Origin of the sequence: Staphylococcus sp. HMSC065D05, assembly GCF_001813195.1 — a bacterium.
Classification (GTDB): domain Bacteria; phylum Bacillota; class Bacilli; order Staphylococcales; family Staphylococcaceae; genus Staphylococcus; species Staphylococcus epidermidis.
The window spans coordinates 64,665-68,945 of the sequence record NZ_KV811735.1 but is presented as its reverse complement, the minus strand read 5'-3'; the positions used below and the strand labels follow the sequence as shown (position 1 = coordinate 68,945).

General features: G+C 32.5%; 2 protein-coding genes. Both read right to left on the bottom strand.

Going from position 1 to position 4,281, the window contains the following annotated elements; translation table 11 throughout:
- Nucleotides 1–69 precede the first annotated feature (69 nt).
- A complete protein-coding gene (adhE, locus tag HMPREF2897_RS03185; protein ID WP_038812496.1) occupies nt 70–2,679 on the bottom strand; it encodes a bifunctional acetaldehyde-CoA/alcohol dehydrogenase in 2,610 nt (869 codons plus the stop codon).
- Between the two features lie 398 nt (nt 2,680–3,077).
- Complete coding sequence (locus HMPREF2897_RS03180) at nt 3,078–4,001, bottom strand: diacylglycerol/lipid kinase family protein (protein ID WP_002445917.1); 924 nt, start codon at nt 3,999–4,001, stop codon at nt 3,078–3,080.
- Between the last annotated feature and the right edge of the window lie 280 nt (nt 4,002–4,281).

Sequence of the window (4,281 nt, the reverse complement as noted above, 5' to 3'; positions counted from 1 at the left end):
TTTATTAAGTTCCCGTTTAAGGGGGTCAGTACCGATGGCCTATGACTTTTTTGTTAAACATTTTTGAAGTTATCTTTCATAATCATATGCTCTTTCGATAATGCCTTTAAGCTCACTAATTAGCGGTTCTTTTGGATTAGCAGTTGTACATTGATCTTCAAATGCTAATTCAGCCATTCTGTCTATAGTAGAATGAAGAAGCTTTTCTGTTACGCCTTGCGATTTTAAATTCATGTCAATACCAATTGAACATCCTAAATCATACACCGCATTAGCTAGAGCATCCACTAATTCTTCAGTTGTATTACCTTTGAGTCCTAAAAATTTTGCAATGTCAGCATAGTCTGTATCTGCTCTAAAGAAATCATATTTAGGAAACAGTGTATGTTTTTGTGGATCTTTGGCATTATAACGAATGACATGTGGTAATAAAATAGCATTTGTTCTACCGTGGGGAATACCGTATTCACCACCAATTTTATGTGCGATAGAATGAGAAATTCCTAAAAAAGCATTTGCAAACGCCATACCGGCCATTGTTGAAGCGTTATGCATTTTTTCTCGTGAGTGTTTGTCATTTTCTTGAACTGATGATTTGAGATAGTCAAAAGTTAACTTTATTGCTTGTAAGCTTAAGCCCCTTGTATAATCTGAAGCCATGACAGAGACGTAAGATTCAATGGCATGTGTCAAAACATCCATTCCTGTATCTGCGGCAACATCTTTAGGTACACTTAATACGAATTGTGGATCGACGATAGCAATATCGGGAGTTAACGCATAATCTGCTAGTGGATATTTAACGTGCGTCTCGCTATCAGTAATTACTGCAAAAGGTGTCACTTCAGAACCAGTTCCTGATGTCGTTGGTATACATATAAATTTTGCGTTTTTAGGTTTGCTAATTTTATAAGTACGTTTACGAATATCTAAGAACTTTTGTTTTGCTCCAAAAAATGAAGTTTCTGGATGCTCAAAGAACATCCATATTGCTTTGGCTGCATCCATTGCCGAACCACCACCGAGTGCAATAATAGTATCAGGTTGGAAATTCATAAACATTTCTAATCCCTTATAGACTGTATGAGTTGATGGATTAGGTTCAACTTCGTTAAACACTTTAATTTGAGGTTGGTTTTCTCGGCGTCTCAACACTTGTTCAACTATATCAGTATAACCAATATTAACCATCCCTGGATCACAAACTATCATTGCACGTTCAACATTATCCATCTCTGTCAAATACATAACTGAATTTTCTTCAAAATAAACTTTAGGCGGGAGTTTAAACCATTGCATATTATTACGACGTTTTGCTATTGTTTTAATATTTAATAAGTCTACTGCGCTTACATTATGAGAAATAGAATTTCTACCATATGAACCACAACCTAACGTAAGAGAAGGAATGAGTTCATTATACATATTTCCAATTCCTCCAACAGCAGAAGGTGTATTTACCAATACACGGCAAGCTTTCATTTTTAGACCGAATTTTTGTTGTAATTGACTATCCTCGGTGTGAATTACAGCAGTGTGACCTAAACCACCAAATTTTAATGTGTCTTCACAAATTTGTAGTGCATGTCTTGTTGATTTTGCAGTTACCATTGCGAGTAAAGGTGATAATTTTTCACGTGATAAAGGATAATCTTTTCCAATTCCATCAATTTCTGCGACTAATAATTTTGTTTTTTCTGGAACACTAATTCCTGACAATTTCGCTATATTTACAGCAGATTTACCAACTATGTCAGGTTTGACTGCAGTTTTATCTTCATTCATGATGGCATCTTCTAATTGTTGTAGTTCATTTTTATTAACAAAATATGTGTGGTGTAATTTGAATTCTTTAACGACGTCAGAGTATACTTCTTTATCAACAACCATGACTTGTTCAGAAGCACAAATCATACCATTATCAAAAGTTTTAGAACCAATGATATCATTAACAGCACGTTTGATATGTGCAGTTTTTTCAATATAAGTAGGAACATTACCTGGACCGACTCCTAATGCAGGTTTACCTGTCGAATATGCGGACTTTACCATTCCAGAGCCTCCAGTCGCTAGAACTAAAGCAATGTCTTTATGATTCATTAATTGTTTAGTTGCTTCAATTGATGGTATTTCTATCCATTGAATACAATCTTTAGGAGCACCTGCTTTTATTGCTGCTTCCAAAATGACTTTAGCAGCATGTTTTGATGATTGTTGTGCACTTGGATGAAATGCGAAAATAATTGGATTACCTGTTTTAATAGCAATCATTGCTTTGAAAATAGTTGTAGATGTAGGGTTGGTCGTTGGTGTCACTCCACAAATAACGCCTATAGGTTCAGCTACATACGTTAATTCTTTTTGTTTATCTTCACCTATGATACCTACTGTTTTATTGTCTTTGATTGAATTCCATATGTACTCTGAGGCATATAAATTTTTGATAGCTTTGTCTTCATAAATACCTCTACCTGTTTCGTCGTAAGCGAGTTTAGCTAAATGCATATGCTGATCAACAGCAGCCATGCTCATCTGATGTACAATGTCATTAATCTCTTGTTGAGATTTTTTAGATAATTCTTTTAGAGCTTCTTGTCCTTTTTCTGCTAATGAATCAATCATTTGTGTGACTTCATCTTTGTTTGATTCATATGTATTTTTTTTAGTTACAGATAACATATACAACCACTCCTTAGATATTGTGAAATAATTCACAAACATTATAGTACACCTTTTTTCAAATTAAAAGAAAATACAGACTATTAAAGAGTCAATTGTGATGTTTATATGAACACGTTGTTAATCTGTATATTTAGTCGGGATTAATGTGTAAGACTTGATATAAAGGGAACAAAACGTATTTGGTAATTAAAAAAATCTATTTTTAAAAGAAGTAAATTTTAAAAAATTTATTGTAAGTATTCATACTAAAAATTATGAGGGGTGTTGTAATGAAATTATCGTCTCACACGACTAACGATGTTATCAATTTATAAAATAAAAAACTGAGACAATCATTTATGTCTCAGTAGCTCATGCTTTAAAAATAAATTGATAAAGAATAAGTGAAATTTACATTAATTATTTTGTTCAGTTGCAGTAAGAAGTTGTATCGCTTTGGGTAATACTTGAATCTCAATTGGTGTTTCTAAATTAATTTCGCCATCAATATCCACTTTCATACTAGGGTTTGTTGAGAGTGTGATGTGCTTACCAGATATGTGATCAATACCTTGTGTGATTTCATTCCAATTCATACTATCACGTTTTTTTAATATATCATTCAATATATTTAGTGTTTGATCATTAAATACAAATGTGTTTGCTCTTCCATCTTGTGGTGATAAGTCGGTTAGCGGAATTTGTCCACCACCTATATTGGGACCGTTTGCTATTAACATCATCGAAGTATTTCCTTCTTTTGTTTCACCATCAACAGTCAATGAGAAATCAAACTTAACAGGATTTAATAATGTTTTAACAGTTGATCCAATATAGCTGAATTTACCGAATATATCTTTAGAACCATCTTGAACATTCTCTGCATTTTGTACTATTAAGCCTAGTCCAACGAAATTAAGTACATATAAATCGTTCACTTTTAACACATCATATGATTCAGCGTGCGATGTTAATAATTGCTCACTAGCTATTTTAAAATTAGGGTGCAGTTGAAGTGTTTTTGTAAAATCGTTAAAGGTACCACCTGGTATTACACCGATTGGTAAATCTAATTGATATTGCATAACGCCATTTACTAGTTCATTAAGTGTACCATCTCCACCTAAAATAAATAAAACGTCTACATCAGAACTGTAATTTTCATTTTTAATAGCTTTACAATATTTAATAATATCGCCTTTATTTTCACTGAGTTGAAGAGAAAGGTGTTTACACATTGAACTAAGAGATTTTGCAACTTCTCCTATGCCATTATGTATATCTTTCAAACCGCTATGTTCATGATAGAAAAGAACACCATGGTTATACGGTTGTTTCATAAATATATACCTACTTTCGATAAATAGTCTATGTAATTAGATTGTTTGAATATCCACTTATGTTTGATTTACATTATAAATTAAAATTTATGTTATTGAAACTTAAGTGTTCTATAGAGATAGATGTTCAAAATAAAATAGCATAAAATTAAGAATAAGAATATAAGGTTGGCAAAAAATTTGTGTAGGCATATAACACTATTTTTAATTTCATTTTGGGATGATATAATGTTGCGCCACGATGATGTCTGAATTCAGTATCGGGAATTGTTTCAACAAT

Bases quoted from the DNA above. Each gene is read 5' to 3' on its own strand.
- HMPREF2897_RS03180 (WP_002445917.1), bottom strand. From the start codon at position 4,001: ATGAAACAACCGTATAACCATGGTGTTCTTTTCTATCATGAACATAGC.
- adhE (WP_038812496.1), bottom strand. From the start codon at position 2,679: ATGTTATCTGTAACTAAAAAAAATACATATGAATCAAACAAAGATGAA.